This is a genomic window from Sphingomonas sp. Leaf67 (assembly GCF_001421965.1).
In the GTDB taxonomy this organism is placed as follows: domain Bacteria; phylum Pseudomonadota; class Alphaproteobacteria; order Sphingomonadales; family Sphingomonadaceae; genus Sphingomonas.
The window spans coordinates 294,379-315,768 of the sequence record NZ_LMLP01000019.1 but is presented as its reverse complement, the minus strand read 5'-3'; the positions used below and the strand labels follow the sequence as shown (position 1 = coordinate 315,768).

The 21,390-nt window shown below is 66.2% G+C and carries 20 protein-coding genes and 1 other RNA gene; 11 read left to right on the top strand and 10 right to left on the bottom strand.

Features of this window, described 5'->3' with window-relative positions; all coding sequences use genetic code 11:
* Window positions 1-13 precede the first annotated feature (13 nt).
* The gene (locus tag ASE90_RS10940; RefSeq protein ID WP_056000064.1) at window positions 14-721 is read right to left on the bottom strand and encodes a response regulator transcription factor; all 708 of its coding nucleotides are present in this window, start codon (window positions 719-721) and stop codon (window positions 14-16) included.
* A gap of 263 nt (window positions 722-984) precedes the next feature.
* Between ASE90_RS10940 and ASE90_RS10935 the strand changes: the two genes are divergently transcribed.
* The 3 genes from ASE90_RS10935 (at window position 985) to ASE90_RS10930 (ending at window position 3,148) form a co-directional block, all read left to right on the top strand.
* Window positions 985-2,592, top strand: a complete 1,608-nt coding sequence (locus ASE90_RS10935) for a phosphoenolpyruvate carboxykinase (protein WP_056000059.1) — start codon at window positions 985-987, stop codon at window positions 2,590-2,592.
* 193 nt (window positions 2,593-2,785) lie between these two features.
* Entirely contained in the window at window positions 2,786-2,947 is a 162-nt protein-coding gene (locus tag ASE90_RS19720) for a hypothetical protein (RefSeq protein WP_156361535.1), read from the top strand.
* A gap of 12 nt (window positions 2,948-2,959) precedes the next feature.
* Complete coding sequence (locus ASE90_RS10930; RefSeq protein ID WP_056000056.1) at window positions 2,960-3,148, top strand: hypothetical protein; 189 nt, start codon at window positions 2,960-2,962, stop codon at window positions 3,146-3,148.
* Here the strand turns inward: ASE90_RS10930 and yaaA are convergent.
* On the bottom strand, window positions 3,145-3,900 hold the full coding sequence (gene yaaA, locus ASE90_RS10925) for a peroxide stress protein YaaA (protein WP_056000053.1): 756 nt from the start codon (window positions 3,898-3,900) through the stop codon (window positions 3,145-3,147). The genes ASE90_RS10930 and yaaA overlap by 4 nt on opposite strands.
* A 189-nt stretch (window positions 3,901-4,089) precedes the next feature.
* Here yaaA and ASE90_RS10920 point away from each other — a divergent pair, with 189 nt between their 5' ends.
* Window positions 4,090-5,391 carry a hypothetical protein gene (locus ASE90_RS10920; RefSeq protein ID WP_056000050.1) on the top strand — a complete coding sequence of 434 codons (1,302 nt, stop codon included), beginning with the start codon at window positions 4,090-4,092 and terminating at the stop codon, window positions 5,389-5,391.
* A 110-nt stretch (window positions 5,392-5,501) separates the two neighbouring features.
* On the opposite strand, the gene radA is transcribed toward ASE90_RS10920, so the two are convergent.
* Together radA and ASE90_RS10910 are read right to left on the bottom strand one after the other, a co-directional pair.
* A complete protein-coding gene (gene radA / locus ASE90_RS10915; protein WP_056000047.1) occupies window positions 5,502-6,872 on the bottom strand; it encodes a DNA repair protein RadA in 1,371 nt (456 codons plus the stop codon).
* A gap of 290 nt (window positions 6,873-7,162) precedes the next feature.
* Window positions 7,163-7,375: a DUF2945 domain-containing protein gene (locus tag ASE90_RS10910; protein ID WP_056000044.1), complete on the bottom strand. Its 213-nt coding sequence runs from the start codon at window positions 7,373-7,375 to the stop codon at window positions 7,163-7,165.
* 90 nt (window positions 7,376-7,465) lie between these two features.
* On the opposite strand from ASE90_RS10910, the gene ASE90_RS10905 reads away from it, so the two are divergent.
* A complete protein-coding gene (locus ASE90_RS10905; RefSeq protein WP_056000041.1) occupies window positions 7,466-8,608 on the top strand; it encodes a glycosyltransferase family 4 protein in 1,143 nt (380 codons plus the stop codon).
* A gap of 259 nt (window positions 8,609-8,867) precedes the next feature.
* Window positions 8,868-9,203: a DUF423 domain-containing protein gene (locus ASE90_RS10900; RefSeq protein ID WP_056000038.1), complete on the top strand. Its 336-nt coding sequence runs from the start codon at window positions 8,868-8,870 to the stop codon at window positions 9,201-9,203.
* A gap of 86 nt (window positions 9,204-9,289) precedes the next feature.
* Here the strand turns inward: ASE90_RS10900 and ASE90_RS10895 are convergent, their stop codons facing one another.
* From ASE90_RS10895 to ASE90_RS10885, 3 genes are all read right to left on the bottom strand, one after another.
* Window positions 9,290-9,727: a GNAT family N-acetyltransferase gene (locus tag ASE90_RS10895; protein ID WP_056000036.1), complete on the bottom strand. Its 438-nt coding sequence runs from the start codon at window positions 9,725-9,727 to the stop codon at window positions 9,290-9,292.
* Window positions 9,728-9,888: 161 nt separating this feature from the next.
* Window positions 9,889-11,385: an anthranilate synthase component I gene (trpE, locus tag ASE90_RS10890; RefSeq protein ID WP_056000033.1), complete on the bottom strand. Its 1,497-nt coding sequence runs from the start codon at window positions 11,383-11,385 to the stop codon at window positions 9,889-9,891.
* Window positions 11,382-13,331 (bottom strand): peptidylprolyl isomerase, encoded by a 1,950-nt coding sequence (locus ASE90_RS10885; RefSeq protein ID WP_056000030.1) that lies wholly within the window; start codon window positions 13,329-13,331, stop codon window positions 11,382-11,384. Before ASE90_RS10885 ends, trpE begins: the two co-directional genes overlap by 4 nt.
* 129 nt (window positions 13,332-13,460) lie before the next feature.
* Here ASE90_RS10885 and tpiA point away from each other — a divergent pair, with 129 nt between their 5' ends.
* From tpiA to ffs, 3 genes are all read left to right on the top strand, one after another.
* Window positions 13,461-14,207 carry a triose-phosphate isomerase gene (gene tpiA, locus ASE90_RS10880; protein WP_056000027.1) on the top strand — a complete coding sequence of 249 codons (747 nt, stop codon included), beginning with the start codon at window positions 13,461-13,463 and terminating at the stop codon, window positions 14,205-14,207.
* 108 nt (window positions 14,208-14,315) lie between these two features.
* Complete coding sequence (locus ASE90_RS10875) at window positions 14,316-14,717, top strand: hypothetical protein (RefSeq protein ID WP_056000024.1); 402 nt, start codon at window positions 14,316-14,318, stop codon at window positions 14,715-14,717.
* A 37-nt stretch (window positions 14,718-14,754) separates the two neighbouring features.
* Window positions 14,755-14,851: signal recognition particle sRNA small type (gene ffs / locus ASE90_RS19135), an RNA gene on the top strand.
* Here ffs and ASE90_RS10870 read toward each other — a convergent pair.
* The 3 genes from ASE90_RS10870 to ASE90_RS10860 all read right to left on the bottom strand — a co-directional run bounded on the left by ASE90_RS10870 (window position 14,850) and on the right by ASE90_RS10860 (window position 19,161).
* On the bottom strand, window positions 14,850-16,133 hold the full coding sequence (locus tag ASE90_RS10870) for a serine hydrolase (RefSeq protein WP_235531755.1): 1,284 nt from the start codon (window positions 16,131-16,133) through the stop codon (window positions 14,850-14,852). The two genes, ffs and ASE90_RS10870, sit on opposite strands and share 2 nt — an antisense overlap.
* A gap of 89 nt (window positions 16,134-16,222) precedes the next feature.
* A complete protein-coding gene (parE, locus tag ASE90_RS10865) occupies window positions 16,223-18,202 on the bottom strand; it encodes a DNA topoisomerase IV subunit B (RefSeq protein ID WP_056000017.1) in 1,980 nt (659 codons plus the stop codon).
* A 164-nt stretch (window positions 18,203-18,366) separates the two neighbouring features.
* On the bottom strand, window positions 18,367-19,161 hold the full coding sequence (locus ASE90_RS10860; protein ID WP_056000014.1) for a GcrA family cell cycle regulator: 795 nt from the start codon (window positions 19,159-19,161) through the stop codon (window positions 18,367-18,369).
* An 86-nt stretch (window positions 19,162-19,247) separates the two neighbouring features.
* On the opposite strand from ASE90_RS10860, the gene ASE90_RS10855 reads away from it, so the two are divergent.
* On the top strand, window positions 19,248-20,084 hold the full coding sequence (locus tag ASE90_RS10855; RefSeq protein ID WP_056000011.1) for an ABC transporter permease: 837 nt from the start codon (window positions 19,248-19,250) through the stop codon (window positions 20,082-20,084).
* A gap of 98 nt (window positions 20,085-20,182) precedes the next feature.
* Window positions 20,183-21,373, top strand: coding sequence for an aspartate aminotransferase family protein (locus ASE90_RS10850; RefSeq protein ID WP_056000008.1), 1,191 nt, complete (start codon window positions 20,183-20,185; stop codon window positions 21,371-21,373).
* Window positions 21,374-21,390: the final 17 nt, after the last annotated feature.

The following is a 21,390-nucleotide window of genomic DNA, read 5'->3' as shown; positions in this document are numbered from 1 at the left end:
TGTGCTCCCCGTCCTAATCGTCGGCGAACCGGTATCCTGCGCCATATAACGTCTCGATCGCGTCGAATTCCTTGTCGACCTGCCGAAACTTGCGGCGCAACCGTTTGATGTGGCTGTCGATGGTGCGGTCGTCGACATAGATGTCGTCCTGATAGGCGGCGTCCATCAACTGGTTGCGGGTCTTGACGATACCCGGACGGCTGGCAAGCGTTTCGAGGATCAGGAATTCGGTGACGGTCAGTGTCACGTTCTCGCCGTGCCACGTCACCTTGTGCCGCGCCGGGTCCATCGCCAGCCGTCCGCGCTCCAGCACCGGTTGCGTCCCCTCGGCACTGCCCGCCTCCCCCGGCTGGGCCGGTTCGGCACGGCGCAGGATGGCGCGAATGCGCGCGATCAGCAGCCGCTGCGAAAATGGCTTCGCGATGTAATCGTCGGCACCCATGGCGAGACCCAGCGCCTCGTCCAGCTCGTCGTCCTTGCTGGTCAGGAAGATGACCGGCAGCCGGCTGCGCTCGCGCAACCGGCGGAGCAGTTCGAGGCCGTCCATCCGCGGCATCTTGATGTCGAGCACCGCAAGATCGGGCGGGTTCTCGGCGAACGCCTTCAACGCCACCTCGCCGTCCGAATAGACGCGCGTGACGAACCCCTCGGTCTGCAACGCGATCGAGACGGAGGTCAGAATGTTGCGGTCGTCATCGACCAGGGCGATCGTCGCGGTCATTGCATCGGGTCCGTCTGCATCATCGGCAGGGTTACGGGAAAGGGGCGTTCGGCTCAATGCCCCCGTCCATCTCAAATAGTCATATAATTGACAAAGAACAGCAACCGTCCCGGTTCGATCGGCGGTAATCAACGTTACGTCGAAAATGATGTTTAACGCGTTTGACGAACGGCGATCGCAAGCATAGGGGAAGCATAGCGAACACATAGCGAGGCGATGGACAGGGCGTTCGCCGCCGGTGATTCGACAGGGAGAATGGCAGCATGGCGATCGTGACGCCGGAATACGGACTGGCTGCGATGGAGATCGAGACCGGGGCCGATGTGCACTGGAATCTGCAGACCCCGCAGCTCGTCGAACAGGCGGTGGCCCGTGGCGAGGGGCGGCTGGCAAAGGACGGTCCGCTGGTCGTGACGACCGGCCGGCATACTGGCCGCAGCCCACAGGACAAGTTCATGGTCCGCGACGCCATCACCGAGGAAACGGTGTGGTGGGGCAAGACCAACCGCGCGATGCAGCCCGAACATTTCGCGGCGCTGAAGGCGGACTTCGTCGAACAGCTGACCACCGAACCGACGCTGTTCGTGCAGGACCTGTATGGCGGATCGCAGCCCGAACACCGGGTGAAGGTTCGCGTCATCAACACGCTGGCGTGGCATAACCTGTTCATCCGCACGATGCTGGTGCGTCCCGACGTCGCCGACCTCGCCGGGTTCGTGCCCGACTTCACGATCATCGACCTGCCGACCTTCCGCGCCGATCCCGAGCGTCACGGTTGCCGCAGCGAGACGGTGATCGCGGTCAGCATGACGGAGAAGCTGATCCTGATCGGCGGCACGCAATATGCCGGCGAAATGAAGAAGTCGGTGTTCGGCCTGCTCAACTTCCTGCTGCCCGAAACCGGCACGATGCCGATGCACTGTTCCGCCAATATCGGTCCGAACGGCGACACGGCGGTGTTCTTCGGCCTGTCGGGCACCGGCAAGACGACGTTGTCGGCCGATGCCAGCCGCACGCTGATCGGCGACGACGAACATGGCTGGTCGGACACCGCGGTCTTCAATTTCGAAGGCGGCTGCTATGCCAAGATGATCCGCCTGTCGGCAGAGGCCGAACCGGAAATCTTCGCGACGACAAAGCGCTTCGGCACCGTCCTTGAGAACGTGGTGATGGACCCGGACACCCGCACGCTCGACCTCGACGATCCGAGCATCGCCGAAAACTCGCGCGCGGCCTATCCGATCGACTGCATTCCGAATGCGTCGGCCGACAATATGGGGCCGACGCCGCGCAACGTGGTGATGCTGACCGCCGACGCCTTTGGCATCCTGCCGCCGATCGCACGGTTGACCCCCGATCAGGCGATGTATCATTTCCTCTCGGGCTACACGTCCAAGGTAGCGGGCACCGAAATCGGCGTGACCGAACCGGAACCGGTCTTCTCGACCTGTTTCGGGGCGCCGTTCATGCCGCGCCACCCGTCGGTCTATGGCAATCTGCTGAAGGAGCGCATCGCCAAGGGCAATGTCGCATGCTGGCTGGTCAACACCGGCTGGACCGGCGGCCAATATGGCGAAGGCCGCCGCATGCCGATCAAGGCGACGCGTGCGCTGCTCAACGCCGCGCTCGACGGGTCGCTGGCCGATGGCGAATTCCGCACCGATCCCAATTTCGGGTTCGAGGTGCCGGTTTCGGTGCCGGGCGTCGACGCCGCGATCCTCGACCCGCGCTCGACCTGGGCCGATGGCGATGCCTATGACCGCACGGCTGCCAGGCTGGTCGACCTGTTCAACCACAATTTCGCGCAGTTCGCCGACGCGGTCGACGCCGGCGTTCGCGATGCCGCACCGAAGGCACGCGAACTCGCGTAAGAGGTAGGAGAGGGAGCGCCCCCGCCACGTAGCGGGGGCGCCTTTTCCACATCGACGTCGTCCCCGCATCGGCGGGGATCCGCAGCCGTAACGGCCGCACGTCTTCCCCGAATGCGCGGGAAGTAGGCGCGGTTTCTCCCCAACGCTCGCCGTCCCCGGGGATAACAATCGCGACTTCAGCGTTGTGAGGCGGATGACCCAGCCGAATCACGCCGCCCTGACGCTGCGCGCCGGCCGCAAGCTGCGGTTGAAGGCCGAGGTTTCGGTCACGCCGATGGGTTTGCTGTCGATCGGGGCGCTGGTATCGGCGATCCTGTTGTCGAGTGCTGCGATCGTCGTCGCGGCGCGCCGTTGAGGGGGAGGGGCGATGTTCTACGACTCCAACGCGTGGCCACCACCGCCCGACGGCTACGAACCGCCCCGGCCGCCCGCACGGCTCAGCCCGCCGCAGGAACGGGTGATGATTGGCACGATCGCGGTCTTCCTGCTGGTGATGTTCATCGGCCCGCTTGCCGGGTCGTCGGTCGTCCTCGCGATTATGTCGCTGTTCACCTAACCGCGCACGAACGTCCAGCGATCGCCCCCGGCATCGGCAAAGCGATAGCCGTCGCTGTCGAACCCTTGCATCGCATCGACATCGGTCACGCGGTGCTCGCACATCCACCGCGCCATCATCCCCCGCGCTTTCTTGGCGTGGAAACTGACGAAGCGCGGCCCGTCCGGACCGTTCTCGCGGAAGTCGACGTCGATCACGCGAACCCCGTCCGGCAGCTTCCCCGCGACCGCATGCCAATATTCCTGGCTGGCGAGGTTCAGCACCACCGCATCCCCGCTTGCCGCCACATCGTCGGCCAGCAGCGCCGCGATCCGCGTGCCCCAGAACCCGTAGAGGTCGCTCGCCCTTCCCGGTGCCCAGCGCGTGCCCATTTCCAGCCGATAGGGCCGGATCACGTCGAGCGGCCGCAACAGTCCGTACAGTCCCGACAGGATCCGCACATGGTCCTGCGCGAACGCGAACCCCGGTTCTTCCAGCGACTTGGCGTCGAAGCCGGTATAGACGTCGCCGGCAAAGGCCAGCATCGCCGGTCGTTCGGGCGCATCGGCGAAGGCGCGATAGCGGCCGGCGTTCAATTCGGCCAGCTTGGGCGAAATCTTCATCAGCGTCGCCAGCCTCGCGGCCCCCAGCCGGGCCGCGCCCCGCGCGATCTGTCCGGTCTGATCGGGCAGGCGCGGCATGCTGTGCTGCGGCAAGGCGGGCAGGGGGCTGTCGTAATCGAGCGTCTTGGCGGGGGAGAGGATCGCGATCATCGCCGCCGCCTATCCGCCTGCAAAGCCGCCGTCAAAGGGCGGCAGGGAGCCGAACCGTTCAACGCGCGTTCACGCGGTGTCCGGCATCGGACGACGCGCGCGCCCGCTTGTGCGGATGCGCCGTAGGACCTAGAGGAGCGGCGCCTGCCGGGCGTTGTTCCGGCACCAGTTTTCGGGAGAGATCACGGCATGACGTTCGTTTCCAAGGCTGCCCTCGCCGCCATGCTCGGCTTGGGTGCAACCCTGGTCGTCGCCCCGCCGGCCGATGCCCAGAAGCGCAAGAAGGAAGAAGCGCCGGCCGCACCCCAGATCCAGGTCGGCGAGGCATTTCGCGTCGCGGTACTGGCGGCCGATGCGGCGATCAAGGCGAAGGACTTCGCCACGGCCGACACGCAGCTCGCCGCCGCGCAGGCCGCGATGACCGCCGGCAATCAGGACGAGGCCTATTTCCTCGCCCAGACCAAGGTACAGGCCGCGCAGGGCAAGAATGATCGTCCGGCGCTCGCCGCTGCGATCGATGAATTGCTGGCCAGCCCGAAGCTGAAGCCGGAAGATCGCGGTGGCCTGTATTTCAACCGCGGCATCCTCGCGCTCGACGCCAAGCAGGGCGACGTTGCCAAGCAGTTCTTCCAGCGCGCGCAGCAGGCGGGCTATAAGGACCCCGATCTCGACCTGCGCCTTGCCCAGATCGAGATTCAGGGCGGCAATATCGATGCCGGCGTCCAGAACATGGAAAAGGTCATCGCCGCGAAGAAGGCCGCCGGTCAGCCGGTGCCGTCGCAGTGGTACGACTATATGATCTCGCAGCTGTACAAGTCGAAGCGTTCGGCCGAAGCCGGCCAGTGGGCGCGTCGTCAGCTGACCGAATATCCGACGCAGGCGAATTGGCGCAAGGTGCTGATCCTCTTCCGCGACCGCGCCGACAATAACGGTGCGACGCTCGGCAATCAGGCGCGCGTCGACGTGCTGCGCCTGATGCGCGATACCAAGTCGCTGGCCGATCAGAACGACTATCGCGAATATACGCAGGTCACGCAGGACATCGGTCTGCCCTATGAAACCGTCACGCTGATCGACGAAGGTCGCGCGCTGGGCAAGATCCCGGCATCGGCAGCGGTGTTCAACGGTATCAAGACGACCGCGCAGACCCAGATCAAGGCCGATGGTTCGGTCACCGTGCTCGAAACCCGTGCCAAGGCGGGTGCCAATGGCCGCGCGGCGGCCGCTGCCGGCAATGTCTATCTGGCGACCGGCAATAATGCCAAGGCGATCGAGCTGTACCAGCTGGCGCTGCAAAAGGGCGGCGTCGATGCCGATGAAGTGAACACGCGCATCGGTATCGCGCAGGCCCGTTCGGGCAACGCCGCCGAAGCCAAGGCGTCGTTCGCCAAGGTCACCGCCGGCCCGCGCGGCGAAATCGCGACCTTCTGGACGCTGTTCGTCGACCAGCCGCGCATCGTCGCCTCGACCCCGGTCGTCGGCAACAACTGATCGCATCGCTTACGTTGCGCAATTCGGCCCGGACAGGCGACTGTCCGGGCCGTTTTCATTTGGGTCGGGTCTACGCTACGGCTGCGTGCATAATCCGCGCGGGAACCCGCTTACCGTCCCAGCATATGATCCACGAAGCGCGGCAGGTCCTTGAACCCCGACAGCTTCACCGCACCCCCTTCGGCGCTCTGTGACGACGGCACCAGCGCCCGGCCGAAACCGAGCTTTCCGGCCTCCTTCAACCGCAGCGCGCCATGCGCCACCGGCCGCACCTCGCCCGACAGCGCGATTTCGCCGAACACGATCGCATCCGACGGCACCGGCCGTTCGGACAGTGCCGAGACCAGCGCCGCCGCCACCGCCAGATCGGCCGCCGGGTCGGTCACCCGATACCCGCCGGCGATGTTGAGATAGACTTCGGCGGTCGCGAACGCCAAGCCGCACCGCGCCTCCAGCACGGCGAGGATCATCGCCAGCCGGCCCGAATCCCACCCGACCACTGCGCGCCTCGGCGTGGCCCCCGACGCCAGTCGCACCGTCAGCGCCTGCACCTCGACCAGTACCGGCCGCGTGCCCTCCAGCGCCGGGAACACCACGGTGCCGGTGACATTCTCGTCACGGCTGGTCAGGAACAGCGACGAAGGGTTAGAGATTTCGGACAATCCCTCGCTTTCCATCGCGAAAACGCCGATTTCGTCGGTGCCGCCGAAGCGGTTCTTGACCGCGCGCAGGATGCGGTACTGGTGGCTGCGCTCGCCCTCGAACGCCAGCACCGTGTCGACCATGTGTTCGAGCACACGCGGACCGGCGATCGACCCGTCCTTGGTGACATGACCGACCAGCACCACCGCCGTGCCGCGTTCCTTGGCGAACCGGATCAGTTCGCCCGACGATGCCCGCACCTGGCTGACCGTGCCCGGTGCGCCTTCGATCAGGTCGCTGTGCATCGTCTGGATCGAATCGATGATGAGCAGATCGGGTGCCGCCGCCCCGCCGAACGTCGTCAGGATGTCGCGCACCGATGTCGCCGCCGCCAGTTGCACCGGCGCATTGCCCAACCCCAGCCGCCGCGCGCGCAACCGTACCTGATCGGACGCTTCCTCGCCCGAGACATAGGCCACGCCCTTGCCCGCCAGCGCCAGCTTCGCCGCCGCCTGCAACAACAGCGTCGACTTGCCGATACCCGGATCGCCGCCGATCAGCGTCGCCGACCCCTCGACGAAGCCGCCGCCGAGCGCGCGATCGAGTTCGGCGATCCCGGTCGTCAGCCGATCGGGTAGCGCGATGTCGGTATCGAGGCCGGACAACAGGATCGGCCTGCCGCCGCTTTGCAGGTTATGTCGCGCCGAAAACGGGGTAACGACCGCCCCGGCATCCTCGACCAGCGTGTTCCAGTCGCCGCAATCGGCACATTGCCCCGCCCATTTGGACGAAACCGATCCGCATTGCTGACAGACATAGCGCTTCTGGGGTTTTGCCATGGCAGCGCCCTAACAGAAGCGGAACGAACGGGGAATATCGCAAGAGACCTCTTCCGCACGAGGAGGGGAATCGCCGCGCAGCACCGCTCCCGCCGGGGGACGGACTTAGGCGGGATCGACATTCAGTTCGCTGGGCGCAGGAATAGCGTTCCATCCCGTTCGTCACTCCCGCGCAGGCGGGAATCCATATACGCCAGCGTCGCGAATCCGGTCAAACCGTCGGCGTCTATGGGTTCCCGCCTTCGCGGGAATGACGAAATTCGGTGGTTATCGCTGAATGTCGATTGGTCCTAGTCCAGTTCGCTGCCGCGCTTGAGCACCTTGGCCCCGTCTTCCTGTTCGATCAGATAGGCGGGGTTCTCCTTGGTCCCGTTCTTCGTGATCTTCGTGCCCTTGATCGTCCGCTGCACCCGCCGTTCGAACCGTTCCTCGACCTTGCCCTCGGCGGTGCCGTTGCCCCACGACCATGATACCTTGGCACCCGTCTTGTAACTGTCGCTCATCTGGCCACTCCTGTCGTCGGCCCGGTCAACCGTCCATAGGCGCAATGCGTTCCGGTGGCGTGATGCGCGCGTGCGCGCTATGGGCCACGGATGAAGGCTTCCCAACTCCGCGTGGCGATGTTCAGCGGAAACTATAATTATGTCCGCGACGGCGCGAACCAGGCGCTGAACCGGCTCGCCCGGCATCTGCTCGACCGCGACGTCACGCTTCGCGTCTATTCGCCGACCGTCGCCAATCCGGCATTCCCGCCGACCGGCGATCTGGTCAGCGTGCCCGCCTATGGCATGCCCGGCGGGCGCGGTGAATATAAGCTGGCCCGCGGGCTGACCACGAAGACCCGCGCCGACCTTGAAGGGTTCCGGCCCAATATCGTCCATGTTTCGGCCCCCGACATTCTCGGTCACCGTGCGCTCAGCTGGGCCCGGAAGCAGGGGGTCGCGACGCTCGCCTCGCTCCACACCCGCTTCGAAACCTACCCGCAATATTATGGCATCGGCTTTCTCGAACCCGTTGCGCGCGGCGTGTCGAAACGCTTCTACAACCGCGCCGACCAGGTGATGGTGCCCGGTCGCGGCATGGCGGAGCTGTTGCACGAATGGGGCGTGACCCGCCCGGTCGGTATCTGGTCGCGCGGGGTGGATCATCACCGCTTCAATCCGGCGATGCGCGATGTCGACTGGCGGCGCTCGATCGGCATCGGCGACGACGAGGTCGCGGTCAGCTTCCTCGGGCGGCTGGTTCTGGAAAAAGGGCTCGATGTCTTTTCGGACGTCGCCACCGAATTGCAACGACGCGGCGTCAAGCATCGCATTCTCGTAATCGGCGAAGGCCCCGCGCGCGACTGGTTCGCCGAACGCGTGCCGCATGCCGTGTTCGCCGGGTTTCAGGCGGGCGACGATCTTGGCCGTGCCGTCGCGTCGATGGACGTGTTCTTCAACCCCTCGATCACCGAAACGTTCGGCAACGTCACGCTGGAAGCGATGGCCGCCGGGGTTCCCGTCGTTGCCGCGCGTGCGTCGGGTGCGGTCGGGCTGGTCGACGACCGGCGCACCGGCTTCCTCGTGCCGCCGCGCGACGTCCCGGCCTATGCCGATGCGATCGCCCGGCTGTGCGAGGACGCCAATATGCGCTGGCACATGGGACTGGCGGGCCATGAGGACGCCAAGGAATATGAATGGGACCGCGCCAATCAGGCGGTACTGGACGCCTATCTGCGGATCGTGCGCGGGTAGGGGGTATTGGGCGACGTGCCTGTCGTGCGCGCGTCGACGACCTTCCACCATCCCCTCATGCCATGAACGCTGCAACGGCAAAGCTTCGGCAAACTGCCTCGCTTGCCGTCCGTCGCCGCGCCGAGCCTGTTCCTGCGGTTGCTGCCGGGTGTACGGATTGGCGGCGTTGCGAGTAATGGCGTGATGCAGGGAACAACTTCCGGCTCCCGATGGCTATTCCGCCAAGGTAGCCAACGATCATTACCGCCCGGAGCCGCCCATGAACCTTCTTCTCCTCGCCGCCGCCCTGTCGGGCGCGATGGCCGTCGCGGCCGGTGCGTTCGGTGCCCATAGCGCGTCGGGGCCGGCAGTCGACTGGTTGAAGACCGGAGGCCAGTATCAACTCGCTCACGCCATCGCCGCGCTTGTCGCGCTGAACCTCGGCGCGCGCGGGCCGGGCTGGCTTTTCGTCGCAGGCGGGCTTTTGTTCGGCGGTTCGCTCTACGCGATGGCGCTGGGCGGCCCGCGCGGGGTGCTGGGACCGATCACGCCGCTGGGCGGGTTGGCGATGATGATCGGCTGGCTGTGGCTCGGCTGGATCGCGTTGCGGCGGTGACAGGCCATGACGAGAGCAACATCGAAGCGGCTGTCCTACAAACCCGACCCTGCGTTACCCCGATCCCCGCTCTTTCGACCGTCAACTCACCCGATCGCAATCGCATAGGTATGGAACTGCGCGTCGCGCGCCCATCCTGCCCGCACATACAGCGCATGTGCCGCGCTGTTGTCGACGGCGGTCGCCAGCGATATCCGCGCCGCGCCGGACTCGCGCGCGACCTCGCAGGCACCATGCAACAACGCCGCCCCGATCCCGTGGCTGCGCAATTCGGGCCGGACGAACAGGTCGTTCAGGATCATGGTCGGCCGCAGCCGCACCGACGAGAAACTCGGATATAGTTGCGCGAAGCCGGAATCGTCGTCGGCGAGCAAAATCACCGATTGCGCCCGCTCGATCCGCTCGATCAGGAAAGCGCGCGCGCCATCGACATCGCTTTCCTGCTCGTAGAACTGCCGATACGCGTCGAACAACGGTACGATGCGATCGATATCCTGCAACGTCGCACGCCGGATCGTACCCATGGCTTTCCTCGCTGACCGCGCGTCGGTGTCAACTTCCGCGCACATGCCGAATCACGTTTGCTACAGGGAATCGTTTAGTATCAACGATTTAACCGAAACCCCCGGCCACACGACTACGCCGTGCAACCTTAACGTAGCGCAAACTTCGCCAACTTCCGCGACTATTGTCCGAAACGCGCCTTGGTCGCCTGTGCCACTGCCTCGCGCGCCGCCGCGAGCAGCGCGCCGGCCTTTGCCTCGCACTCGCGCTGTTCGTATTCCGGCACGCTGTCGGCGACGATGCCCGCCCCCGACTGGACGTGCATCACCCCGTCCTTGACCACGGCGGTGCGCAGCACGATGCACGAATCCATGGACCCGTCGGGACTGAAATAGCCGACCCCGCCGGCATAGGCACCGCGACGTTCGCGTTCCAGTTCGGCGATGATCTGGCACGCCCGCACCTTGGGCGCGCCCGATACGGTACCGGCGGGGAAGCCGGCGAACAGCGCATCGAGCGCATCGGCGTCGTCGCGCAGCTTGCCCACGACGTTCGACACGATGTGCATGACATGACTGTAGAATTCGACGGTATAGCTGTCGGTGACCCGCACGCTGCCAGTCGATGCGACCCGCCCGACATCGTTGCGGCCAAGGTCGAGCAGCATCAGATGTTCGGCCCGCTCCTTGGGATCGGCGAGCAGGCTGGTCCGGTTCGCTTCGTCCTCCGCCGCCGTCGCACCGCGCGGTCGCGTACCGGCGATCGGCCGGATCGTGACCTCGCCGTCGCGCAGCCGGACGAGAATTTCAGGGCTCGATCCGGTCAGCGCAAAGCCCGGCAGGTCGAGATGGTAGAGGAACGGCGACGGGTTGATCCGCCGGAGCGCCCGATACAATTCGAACGGCTCGAGCGGGAACGGGCTGGTGAAGCGTTGCGCCAGCACGACCTGAAAAATATCGCCCGCCGCGATATACTCCTTCGCCGCGGCGACCATCTCGCCATAGCGACCCGCGGGCAGCGTCGGCGTCAGCGCCATTTCCGGCGCTTCCGCCAGCCGCGCGGGCGCAGGCAGGGCGGCGGCGTCGAGCGCGGCGCCAGTCTCCTCGATCCGCTCGACCGCGCGCTCGACCGACGCCCCCGGCCAGACGGGCGCGACGACGAACAGCGTGTCGGACAGGCGGTCGAACACCAGCAGCACCGTCGGCCGGACGAACATCATGTCGGGCAGGCCCAGCGCATCCTCGGCGGCCTGCGGCAACTGCTCGACCAGCCCGACCGTCTCATATCCAAAATAGCCGACCAGACACGCCAGCGCCGGTGGCAGCGCGGCCGGCACGTCCATCCGGCATTCCCCGACCAGCGTGCGCAGTGCGCTCAGCGTCGGCTCGGTGCAGGGCACGAACGCGTCGCGGTCGCTCAGCCAGTGCGGATTGATCGCCGCATCATGCCCCTGCGCCCGGAACACCAGATCGGGGGCGAGGCCGAGCAGGCTGTACCGGCCCCGCACCGATCCGCCCTCGACCGATTCGAGCAGGAAGTCACCGCGTCCCGGCTGGATCAGTTTCAGCGCGGCGGCGACCGGCGTTTCAGTATCGGCGACGCGGGTCGTCCACACCAGCGCCGGACGGCCGGCCGTCAGTGCGACCTGCGCCGCCGCTACCCCCGAAACCGCGCTCATTGCGCGGTGGGGGCGGCCGTTCCGGCCAGTTCGCCCCGCAAACGACCGATCGCGGCAGCATTTTTGGTCACACCGACCTGCCGGCGCACGGCCTCGACGAATTGTTCGGCATATTCATTGCCGCTGATCCGCCCCAGCTCACGACCGACGCCGGTGATCGCCGCCTTGTCGCCGCTCGCATCGCCGCGGGCGATCGAATCGAGATAGACGATGATCCAGCCCTCGCCATCGGGCGCGGCGGTCAGCCGGGCCTTTTTCGGCGCCATCGAGAACATCAGCGAAAGCGCCGGCGGCACCTGCGCCCCCAGCTGCGACAATTGCAGGCGGGACGCGGTCACCGGACGCGGAGCGGGCAGGCGCGCCCCCGATTGCGCCACGGCGGTGTTCAGCGGCACGCCACCATTCACCTTGGTCAGGATCTGCTGCGCGATCATCCGCGCCGCCTTCATCGCCTGATCCTTCAGATACTGGCCGACGACCTGCGCGTGGATGTCGGCCAGCGGCCGCGGTGCGGCACGGGTCACGTCGCCGGTCGCGACCAGCGCAAAGGTGCCGTCGGCCTGGGTCTGCACGATCTGCGGCGCGTCACCGGCCTCGGCCGCGAAGCCGGCTTCGATGATCGGGGCCAGTGCCGGGTCGGGCTGGCCGGGCTTCATCGGGTCGATACCCTGCGCGGTGACCGGCGCGGTTGCCTGTGCGGTCAGCTTGGCATCGGCAACGATCTCGTCAAAGGTCGCGCCATCGGTGATGCCGCCGTCAATCTTCTCCTGCACGGCGCCCAGCGCCGTCGCGCTCTTGGTCTTTGTGAGTTCGGCAACGAGTTCGGGGCGGGCCTGCTCGATCGTTTTGCCGGGCACCTGCGTGATCGTATCGACCTTCAGCACCACGAAGCCCAGCGGCGAGCGGACCGGGCCGACCACCGCACCCTGTTGCGCGGCGAAGGCAGCGGCGGCGATCTCGGCAGAGGTCCGCGCGGCGAACTGACCCTGGGTCTGGCCGGTCAGCGTGGTCGCTTCCAGCCCGAGCGGCGCGGCGGCGGCCGACACGCTCTGGCCGCTGCGAACCGCCTGCGCGACGCGGTTCGCCGCCGCCTGATCGGCGATGACCACCTGCGATATGGCGCGGGTCTGCGACGGTGCGAATCGTGCGGCGTTGGTGCGATACGCGTTCTGCACCTCGGCATCGGTCGGTGCGGACTGCGCCGCGACGCTCGCCGGGCTGACGATCGCATAGCGGATCACCCGCCGTTCCGGGATCGTGTAGCGGCCGCGATTGGCGTTGTAATACGCCTGCAACTGCTGTTCGGTCGGCGCGGCCGGTGCGGGCAGCGCCGCGGTTGGCACGATCGCCACCTGTCCGGTACGCGATTCCTTCGACAGCGAGGCATAGGGCAGCGCCAGCTGCTGCGGCATGAAGCTGTTCTCGACCGTGCGGGCCAGCATCAGCCGGGTCAGCACCGTCCGGCGGAAATCGTCGCGCAACTGTTGCGGGGTGATCCGGGCGCGGGCCAGCGCCTGATCGAACGCCTGTTGGCTGAACTTGCCGTCCAGGCCCTGAAACGCCGGCAGGCTGGCGATCTGTCCGTCGATATAGCGGTCGCTGACGGCGAGTCCGTGATCCTTGGCGAACTGCATCAGCGCCGAATCCGAAATCGCCCGCTCCAGCGATCCTTCGAACCCGCCGGCCGCGATATACTGCGCGGCAGTCAGTCCGGGCTGACGCTGCGCCGCGTTCTGGACGTCGTTCTGGATCCGCTCGCGCAGTGCGACGTCGCCGATTTCCTGATCGCCGACCTTCGCCACTGCCGCACCGCCACCGCCCATCGATGCGGGGCGCAGGCTCTGGATATCCGCCATCGCGAACCCGATGGCGATGGTCACCAGCAGCAGCAGGCCGATGAAGATGCCGACCTTCGACTTGGTCATGCGCCTGAAGAAACCGAGCATCCGTACAACCGATCGCGAGGAATGAAAGGAGGCTGCTTTAGAGACGGGCCGCCGCCGCTTCAAGGTTGCGCGGACCGCCAGACACGCTATCGGCTGTAGAACATGTAAAACGGGCTGGGAGCCGGAACGATGAGTCGTCGCAAGCTGGTCGCGGGGAACTGGAAGATGCACGGGCTGCGGGCTCAGCTGGCCGAGATCGAGGCGATCGATGCCGCCGCCGCCGCCGCGCCGGGCGTCGATGTCGCGCTGTGCGTGCCGGCCACGCTGGTCCACCACGCGGCCGAGATCGCCAAGTCGGTACAGATCGGCGGACAGGACGTGCATGCCAATGAACGCGGCGCGCATACCGGTTGTCTGTCGGCCGAGATGTTGCGGGAGGTCGGGGCACAGGTCGTGATCGTCGGCCATAGCGAGCGCCGTACCGATCAGAACGAAACCAGCCACGACGCATGGGCGAAGGCCGCCGCCGCCCGGCGGCAGGGGCTGGCCGTAATCCTGTGCTGCGGCGAGACCGAAGCGGAACGCGACGCCGGCCGCGCCGAACGTGTGGTGCAGGCGCAAATCGAAAAGTCGGTCCCCGAAGGTGCCAGCGGCGACTGGTTCACGCTCGCCTACGAACCGCGCTGGGCGATCGGCACCGGCCGCACGCCGTCGGCGGACGAAATCGCGCAGGTCCATGCGATCGCCCGTGCCAAGCTGCGCCAGATGGTCGGCGATGCCGCCGACGGCATCCGCATCCTCTATGGCGGTTCGGTCACCGGCGCCAATGCCGGATCGATCCTGTCGATCGAGGACGTTGACGGGGCGCTGGTCGGTGGTGCCAGCCTGACCGCGGCGAAGTTCGTGCCGATCATCGAAGCCGCCGCCGCGCTGTAAGGGGCGGATGGAGCGGATGGATGGTCGACTGCGTTGACCGTTCGTCAGCGCGCGTTCAGCTGCCGATGGCTAATGAACGTGTCCATCACTCTATCCGGGATTTTCGCCATGCGCCTGCCGATCCTGATGCTCGCTTCCGCCCTGATCGCCACCCCTGTCGTCGCGCAGGATCGCGTCGCTGCCGGAGAGGCAGCGTTGGCGCGGATCGTCGAGGGGCGGACCATGGGCAAGCCGGTTGATTGCATCAACCTGCGCGACATTCGGTCGACCGAGATCGTGCCGGATGTCGGTGTCGTGTATCGGATGAACAACGGCACATTGATGGTCAATCGACCGGAGGGCGGCACGATCGCCGACCGCGACGACATTCTGGTCACCCGGACGATCGGGACGCGATTGTGCCGGATCGATATCGTTACACTGGTCGACCGCAATTCGCAGATGTTCAGCGGATCGCTGTCGCTCAACGATTTCGTTCCCTATTCGCGGCTGCCGCGCAAGGCGAACTGACGCTCTTGCGTTGGCGCGGCGCTTCGCCCATATGGCGCGCGGGAGTCGGGCGGACGATGCCGTCGCCAACCCGGTCAGGTCCGGAAGGAAGCAGCCGCAACGATTTCGCAGCGGGTCGTCCGGCTCCCACCTTTAACGCGGCGCGGCAAGTTCCAGCGCGCGACCCATCAAACCGGTGAAGCGCAGCGTATCGACATCCTTTGTCGGATCGTTGACGCCACTCGACAGTACGTACCAGTTGCCGTCCTTGCCCTGGAGCAGGAACGTCATGGTCAGTACGCCGGGCTCCGACCCGCCCTTGTACCCGACATAGCGCCAGTTGGTGGCAGGTTCGGGCAGACCGGGGTTTTTCGACAGGACCGCGCGCAGGTCCGCCCCCGCCGGCCCATCGAAATGGCGTCGCAGCCAGTCCATCGTGCGGACCAGATCGTTCGGACTGGCAAACCATTCGATCTGCTCGACGCGCAACGGCTTGCCGTCCTGGAACAAGGTCTTGGGAATTGCCGCGATCGTCGTGTCACGCACCGGTCCGTCGAGAAACGCGCGACGTTGCGCGATCGGCAGCGCCAGATACTTCGACCCCAGCGCGCCGCCCTCGACGCCCTTCAGCTTGAACATTTCGAGGGTGCCGAGGAACGGGACGTTGCGTGGAGCCGCATCGGTCATCCCGACGACCGGCAGCATCGCCTCGACCTTCTGCCGGCCGAGATGGAACAGCAGGATATCGGTCGCGCTGTTGTCGCTGACCGAGATCATGCGTTCGGCCAGTTCGCGGAACGGAACGCGCGTTCCCTTTGGCTGCTGCGCATAGCCGCCGCCGGGCAGGGCGGAACCGTCGAGCGTCACGACATCGCTCCATTTGCGTTCCCCTGCTTCGATCGACCGGACCAGTTCGGCGAGGACTACCAGCTTGAAGGCCGAACCGATCGCCAACGGGGTCGATGCGTCATGACTTTTGACCAGTTGCGGCGCGCCGCTGCCGAGTTTTGCCAGCGCGAGGCCGCTATGGCCGGGCAGGGCTGCGACCTGTTCGACGACCGCATCGGTCGTGGCGGCGACGGGCCCGCGCGCATCGACGCCGCGCGTCAGCAGGCCGGTGATCGGGTGCGCCCCGTTCGGGTCGATCGCAAGGTCGGCGTTCAGGATGCCGCGATCATAGCCGATGCGGATGCGCGCCGACCATGGCCCGGTCGGCTGCACGGCCTCGACACCGGTCGGTTTGCCGAGTGCCTGCGACAATTGCGCGCCGATCGCATCGAATTGCGCGCGCGGCACGGCGGTGCGGAAGGACGGCGCGAAGATCGCATCATAGTCGCCCTGGCCCGACAGGATCGACACGACGTCGCGCGCCCGGCGCTCGACCTCGGCATTTGCAGCCGGTGTCGGCGCGGGTGCCGTCTGTGCTGCCGCTGCCATCAAGAACGTTGCTGCCGCCAGCATCCGGTTTCCCCCTCATCCCTCGTCGTTGAAGGGTGGCGGATGCGGTCGGGGCCGTCAACCAAGCCTCAGGCGTCGATCACCTCGTCGTCGAGCCGAGCGGCATTTTCCTGAATAAAGGCGAAGCGGTGCGCGGGATTGGTGCCCATCAACCGGTCGACCAGATCCTTTACCGCCGCACGCTCCTCATATTCCTGCGGCAGGGTAATGCGGATCATGCTGCGGGTCTTCGGGTCCATCGTCGTTTCGCGAAGCTGGCCGGGGTTCATCTCGCCCAGCCCCTTGAACCGGCCGACCTCGACCTTCTTGCCGCGAAACGCGGTGCGTTCCAGTTCGGCGCGGTGCGCATCGTCGCGGGCATAGAGCGACTTGGCGCCCACCGTCAGCCGATACAGCGGCGGCTGCGCCAGATAGAGATGCCCCCGCCGCACGACCTCCGGCATTTCCTGGAAAAAAAAGGTCATCAACAGCGTCGCGATATGCGCGCCGTCGACGTCGGCATCGGTCATGATGACGATGCGTTCGTAGCGCAGCGCATCGGGCTGACAGTCCTTGCGCGTGCCGCACCCCATGGCGAGGACCAGATCAGCAATTTCCTGATTGGCGAGAATCTTGGCACTGGTCGCCGAAGCGACGTTCAGGATCTTGCCGCGGATCGGCAGGATCGCCTGCGTCTTGCGGTCGCGCGCCTGCTTGGCCGAACCTCCCGCCGAATCACCCTCGACGATGAACAACTCGGTGCCGGCGGGATCGTCGGAAGCACAATCGGTCAGCTTGCCGGGCAGGCGCAGCTTGCGCGACGACGTCGCGGTCTTGCGCTTGACCTCGCGTTCGGCCTTGCGGCGCAGGCGTTCGTCCATCCGGTCGAGCACGAGGCCGAGCAGCGCCTTGCCACGGTCCATATTGTGGCTGAGGAAATGGTCGAAATGGTCGCGCACCGCCTTTTCGACGAGGCTTGCCGCCTCGACACTGGTCAGGCGGTCCTTGGTCTGGCTCTGGAACTGCGGTTCGCGAATGAACACCGACAGCATCAGTTCGCAGCCGACCGTCACGTCGTCGGCGGTCATGTCCTTGGCGCGCTTGTTCCCCACCAGATCGGCGAACCCGCGCAGGCCCCGGACCAGCGCCTGCCGCAACCCCTGTTCATGGGTGCCGCCATCGGGCGTCGGAATGGTGTTGCAATAATAGCTATAGCTGCCGTCGCTCCATAGCGGCCATGCGACTGCCCATTCGACCCGGCCCTGTTCGCCCGGAAAATCCTGTCGACCGGTGAAGAAATCGGCGGTCGCACATTCGCGGCCGCCAATCTGTTCGCGCAGATGGTCGGCAAGGCCGCCGGGGAACTGGAAGACGGCTTCGGCGGGTACGTCCGTGCCGGCGACCAGCTCGGGCGCACATTTCCAGCGGATTTCGACGCCGGCGAACAGATAGGCCTTGGACCGTACCAGCTTGTGTAGCCGTGCGGGCTTGAACTGCAGATCGGCGAAGATTTCGGCATCGGGCGTGAACGCGACCAGCGTGCCGCGCCGGTTGGGGGCCGCACCGACATGTTCGAGCGCGCCGAGCGTCTGCCCCTGCGAGAAACGCTGGCGATACAGCTGCCGGTCGCGCGCGACCTCGACCACCGTATCGATCGACAGCGCGTTGACGACCGAGATGCCGACGCCGTGCAGGCCGCCCGACGTCGCATACGCCTTGCCGGCGAACTTGCCGCCCGAGTGCAGCGTCGACAGAATGACTTCGAGCGCCGATTTGTCGGGGAATTTCGGGTGCGGATCGACCGGGATGCCGCGGCCATTGTCGATGATCGTCAGCCGGTTGCCGACATCCAGCTGCACTTCGATCCGGTTGGCATGGCCGGCGACCGCTTCGTCCATCGCGTTGTCGAGGACTTCGGCGGCCAGATGATGCAGCGCGCGTTCGTCGGTGCCGCCGATATACATGCCCGGCCGACGGCGGACCGGCTCCAGCCCCTCCAGCACCTCGATCGACGACGCGTCATAGGCGGGCTGGGAGGGGACGTTCGCTTCGAACAGATTTTCGGCCATGTGCGACGTATAGAACGAAACGGGGTCATCCGCAAAGCGGGGGTGGCGTCGGGAGTTCGGGCGGGCATGGGCGAAGCCCATGCCGTCGGTCGCGGCTTTGGCCACGCCCGCCGGCCGAGCGCCGGTGCGCGTCCGGGCTCAAGCCCGGACTTGAGCGCTCGGCATCAGCGAACCCGTGGCCCACCGTACGGCAGCGGCGGCGGCGGGCGGCGGTCGCGGCGGGGCAGCTGCGCCTGATAGGCGTGGCCGCAATGCGCGACGCAGTACGGGAAGCCCGGATTGACCTTGTCACCGCAGAAATGGAAATCGGGTTCGCCCGGATGGCCGATCGGCCATTTGCAGATCCGGTCGTTCAGATCGAGCAACGTCGTCTTGCCCGCGATCGCGTCGCTCGGACGGGCGGGAACCAGACGGCGCGGTGGGGCAGGGGTCAGCGGCGCGGTCTGCTCACCCGGATTCTGCCGCAGGAAGCCGCCGGGACCGACCGAGCGCATGACCGGCATGTCGCGCTGCTTCGGGGCAGCGGGGGCGTCGTCTTCCGCTTCTTCCTCATCCTCCTCGTCCGCGTCATCGGCGCTAACAGGAAGGGGCGTGAACGGATCGTCCTCGACCGGAGGTTTCGGGGCGACCGGCTTGGGCGCAACCGGTTCGGCAGCAACCACCGGCGCGGGCTTGGGTTCGGGCGCGGGTTTTGGCTCCGGTGCGGGCTTGGGCGGGGGCGGGGCAGCCTCGACCACCGGAGCCGGCTCGACCGGGGCGGGCTTGGGCGCAGCGGCGGCGGCCTTCGACGCGTCGTTCGACCGCACCGGCGACGGGCGTGATTGCAGCCCGAGACGATGCGCCTTGCCGATCACCGCGTTCCGGCTGATCCCGCCGAGCTCCTCGGCGATCTGGCTGGCGGTCATCCCCGATTTCCACATCTTGGCCAGTGTCGCGATGCGTTCTTCGGTCCAGCTCATGCCCGTCCTTGTCCTTCATATTCCAGTGGCGCCCGGACGACCTTGATCCTTGCCGCCGCCCTCGCCAGCGATTAGGCGACACAGCCATGCAGGAACAATCCCCGTTGCGCGCAAAAATCGTCCTTGCCGACCCCGGCGTGCCGGTCATCCGGAACGTCAACTGGGGCGGCCTGCGCACGCTCTATATCAAGGAGGTGCGCCGCTTCTTCAAGGTGCAGCTTCAGACCATCTGGGCACCGGCGGTCACGACGCTGTTGTTCCTCGTCATCTTTTCGGTGGCGATGGGTGGGGCCGGGCGGTCGGTTTTGGGTGTGCCGTTCCCGGATTTCGTCGCGCCGGGGCTGATCGCCATGGCGATGCTCAACAACGCCTTCGCCAATTCGAGCTTCGCGCTGCTGGTCGGCAAGATTCAGGGAACGGTGGTCGATTATTTGATGCCGCCCCTGTCCACCGGTGAATTGCTGGCGGCGCTGGTCGGCGGCGCGGTGACGCGCGCGTTCCTCGTCGGGATCGTGCTGTGGTTCGCGATGTTGCTCTATCCGGGCGTGCATGTCATGCCGCGGCATCCCGGCGCAGTGCTGTGGTTCGGGCTGTTCGGATCGACCTTCCTCGCGCTCGCCGGGGTGATGACCTCGATCTGGGCGGAGAAGTTCGACCATGCGGCGGCGATCACCAATTTCGTGATTGGGCCGCTGACCCTGTTGTCGGGCACTTTCTATTCGGTCGGGGCGCTGGCGCCGCATTTCCGGACGATCAGCCACCTGAACCCGTTCTTCTATATCATCTCGGGCTTCCGCTACGGCTTTCTGGAGCGCGCCGATTCGCCGGTGCTGCTGGGCGGTGCGGTGATCCTGGCGGTCGATATCGCGATGGCGATCGGTTGCTATGCGCTGCTGCGGTCGGGGTGGAAGCTCAAGAATTGACGAAAGCCCCTTGAGGGCGGTACAGCGCCGCTCCGGGCGGTCCGGTTGACCGCCCTTTTTGCGTTTTAAGCGCCGATATTTCTCAAAGGAGCAGTTCGATGACGACCCCCGCACTGATGCCCGTCTATCCACGGTGCGGCGTGCGTCCGGTCCGAGGCGAGGGCTGCTACCTGTACGGCGAGGACGGCACCGAGTATCTCGATTTCGCCGCCGGCATCGCCGTCAACGCGCTCGGCCATGGCCATCCGCACCTGACCAAGGCGATCCAGGAACAGGCCGCGACGCTGATCCATGTCAGCAACCTGTACGGCAGCCCGCAGGGCGAGGCACTGGCGCAGCGGATCGTCGACAACAGCTTTGCCGACACGGTGTTCTTCACCAATTCGGGAGCCGAGGCGGTCGAGTGCGCGATCAAGACCGCGCGCCGTTTCCACTTTGCCAACGGAAATCCGCAGCGGCACACGCTGATCACCTTCAATCAGGCGTTTCACGGCCGGACGCTCGGCACCATCTCGGCGACCAATCAGGCGAAGATGCGCGACGGGTTCGAACCGCTGCTGCCGGGTTTCAACTATGCCGAGTTCAACGATCTCGAAGGCGCGCTGGCGCTGATCGACGACAACACGGCAGGGTTCCTCGTCGAGCCGATTCAGGGCGAGGGCGGCCTGCGTACCGCGACGCCCGAGTTCCTTGCGGGTCTGCGCAAGGCGTGCGACGACCACGGCCTGTTGCTGGTGCTGGATGAGGTTCAGTGCGGCTATGGCCGGACCGGTACGTTGTTTGCGCACGAACAATATGGTGTGACGCCGGACATCGTTTCGTCGGCCAAAGGGATCGGGGGCGGCTTTCCGTTCGGCGCGTGTCTTGCGACCGAGGAAGCGGCCAAGGGCATGGTGTTCGGCACGCACGGCTCGACCTATGGCGGCAATCCGCTGGCGATGGCGGCGGGGCAGGCGGTGCTCGACGTCATGCTCGAACCCGGCTTCTTCGATCATGTGAAGGCGATGGGTGACCGGTTGCGCGCCAGTCTCGAACAGATGATCCCGAACCACGATCACCTGTTTCAGGAGATTCGCGGCAAGGGGCTGATGCTCGGCATCAAGCTGAAGTCCGACAGCCGCCGCTTCGTCGCCCATCTGCGCGATCAGCACCAGTTGTTGACCGTCGCGGCCGGCGACAATGTCGTGCGCGTCCTGCCGCCGCTGGTGATCGAAGAGCGCCATATCGCGGAAGCCGTCGAAAAGCTGTCCGCCGCCGCCCGGGTCTATGTGCCCGTCGCCGACGATTGATTGAACCCTCCTCCCCG